The 2,516-nt window shown below is 36.4% G+C and carries 3 protein-coding genes; all 3 read left to right on the top strand.

Annotated elements, in window-relative coordinates; translation table 11 throughout:
* Nucleotides 1-149 precede the first annotated feature (149 nt).
* Nucleotides 150-464, top strand: a complete 315-nt coding sequence (locus IQ237_RS25885; protein ID WP_194060105.1) for a hypothetical protein — start codon at nt 150-152, stop codon at nt 462-464.
* Between the two features lie 6 nt (nt 465-470).
* A complete protein-coding gene (locus tag IQ237_RS25880) occupies nt 471-1,124 on the top strand; it encodes a hypothetical protein (RefSeq protein ID WP_194060104.1) in 654 nt (217 codons plus the stop codon).
* Nucleotides 1,125-2,516, top strand: a 1,392-nt coding sequence (locus tag IQ237_RS25875) for a hypothetical protein (protein ID WP_194060103.1), incomplete at its 3' end; no start/stop codon positions are given.

The raw sequence follows: 2,516 nt of genomic DNA, 5'->3' as shown, positions 1-2,516 counted from the left end.
AAACCTAATAGGTTATCAGTTTGAGGCAACAATTAACTACCTGTTTTTGAATTATTCAATAACTTTATTAAATAACTTTTTCCATGACTTTGGTAGACATTGCAAACTTGATAAAGTACACTTGTTTGTAATAATTACAAACTAGTGACATGGCAGAAAAAACATTAACTGATTTAGGCGCAAACTGTACCCAATCATCTACTACCATTACTTTATCCAAGGCTGATCTAGGACTTATCGCTGAAACTTGTACACTTGATCAAATTATTTTAGCCATAGCGGTAAAGGCTAAAGCTATTTTGACTCAGGGGAATTTTGAGAGCGAGCCAAATCAGAACCTGTACTTGAGTGACGGCTTCAACAGCTTCACTACCAAAAACAATGAATCGTGGATTCTCAGGCAACTTACTGTAAACTTTGCAAAACAGGACGGCGAGGCAACGATTGATCCTAATGATTATTAATTAAAAATGGCGACATACTGTCAAGCGGGCGATATTGCCCGCGTTACTTTACCAGATGGGAGTATTCAAAATTTTCCTGATACTCCTATCAATTTAATCGTAAGTAGAGAGAGCGATAAAGAAGAGTTATCTTTCAACTCAACGTCTGGACCAATCATTTACAATGCACCTACAGGATGGGAAATATATGATTTTATTTCCTCCGGCTCAATGCGTTTTTCCCAAACATTTCCTTTCGTTTCGGGATGGTATAGCTACTTTGAGGTTATTCCGGATCTTTCTATTTATGGAACAGACCCGGTTTTACTTACCCCATCTTGGATGAATATAGTAGGCTATAAAGTCGATGGATATTATAAAAACAAACCTGGTTTACTTCCTAGAACCAGTATTAATCAAGACTGGGACACCAATTATAACGATAACTCAGGAACTATAAATATAACGTTCTTTATAAGAAAAATTGGCATTAATATTAAAATCACTGGGAATAGTGGAACCGAATTATTCAATCAATCCTATTCAACTGATAATTATTCAGTTGAATGTGCCCAGGGATGCCCGCCAAATACCTTAGATTGTGGGGATTGTTGTCTTCCTTGTGCTGATACCTATAATCAAATATCAGGAATTAGAGCTTTATTATCGAGGATAAAATAAATGACTTCATGTACATCTATTGAATCTGAAATAGCAGCTTTGCGGGCTGATATTGCAGCACTCAATAATAAATTTGCATCAAAAAAGGAATTTGAATCCTACAAACAATATGTAGAGAAAAATTTTGATGCGATTGCTAAAGTCACGAGATATTTAGTCGATCAAGTTCGTGGACTCATTGAAAGCAGATATAGGGAAGTCAATAGCAGACTTGATAATGCTATTGATTGGTTGCAACAGCAAGAGAGAAATTGGCGTGACGGTATAAATAGGAAAATTGATGAATTTCAGAAAAATAACAACAACTTGCATGAATGGCAACAAGAGCAGATTGATAGACTACAAAATCAACAACCAAAACCGCCTTTACCTGACTTGGAGCAGATAAAACAGAAAAACGCAGAACAGGATGGTAGGTTGGGGACCCTAAACAGTGAATTGGCAGCATTAAAAAAATTAATAGAAGAATGGAAGGGAAGTGATAAGGCACTTCAAGAAATGAAAAAAAGGATAGAAATATTGGAGCGTGCCTTAGCGTCGGAGAGACAGAAGCGAGAAGCTGTAGACAGGGAACTTCGTGAAGCTCAAGAACGTAATAAAGATTCACTCCTGAGCGAATTAGAAAAGCGATTACGGGCTGAAAGACAGGCTAGAAACGGGAAAGATGTTGACTTAGAAAAACAGATAGACATTATTGAGGATATTCTCAAAAATAGAGGCGATAACGACAAAGATTTACGGCATTTAGAACGTCAATTAGGGATTCTTAAAAATGCTTTAAATGCAGAGTCTAAAAAACGGGAATTGATGGATTCTCACCTTACCCGAAAATTAGAAACTGTTGATGACGACTGGGAAAGACAATTAAACGACAAACTAAGACAAGAAGCAAATAAACGCAACTCTAAAGACAACCAACTCGATACAGAAATTGCTGATTTACGCAAGACCCTTCCTACAGGGAAAAGACTTGATAGATTAGAAAAAGAAGTAGACAGAATTTGGGCTGACTTGAGAATTAAATCAGCCGAGATAACCAAAATTAAAATTGATATTGGTGCAATCTGGACGTACCTTAAAACCGCATTACCAGCACTAATAAAAAGCATAGTTTGGAGCATTTTGTTGAGTGCTGCTTTCAATGCCTTGATAGCTGGATTAATGGGTGCATTTAACACAAAATTAGCTCAGGACGCTTGGGATTTAGCACTAAAATCTTTTGGATTAGCTAAGAAAGTTGAAGGTGATGCTAATTCTTTAGCGACATTAGCAATTAATGGATATTCTTTAGCTAATAAAGCTAACGATAAAGCAGACATAGCTATCAATAGAATTGATGGGTTAAAAAAAGAAGTTGATAATATTGTTGCTGGTGCTTTATCAGCAATGCAG

Source organism: Sphaerospermopsis sp. LEGE 08334 (assembly GCF_015207205.1).
GTDB lineage: Bacteria > Cyanobacteriota > Cyanobacteriia > Cyanobacteriales > Nostocaceae > Sphaerospermopsis.
The sequence above is the reverse complement of the archived record's forward strand: the minus strand, read 5'-3'. Positions and strand labels throughout refer to the sequence as shown.

Coding starts and splice junctions, on each gene's coding strand:
- IQ237_RS25885 (WP_194060105.1), top strand. CDS start 150: ATGGCAGAAAAAACATTAACTGATTTAGGCGCAAACTGTACCCAATCA.
- IQ237_RS25880 (WP_194060104.1), top strand. CDS start 471: ATGGCGACATACTGTCAAGCGGGCGATATTGCCCGCGTTACTTTACCA.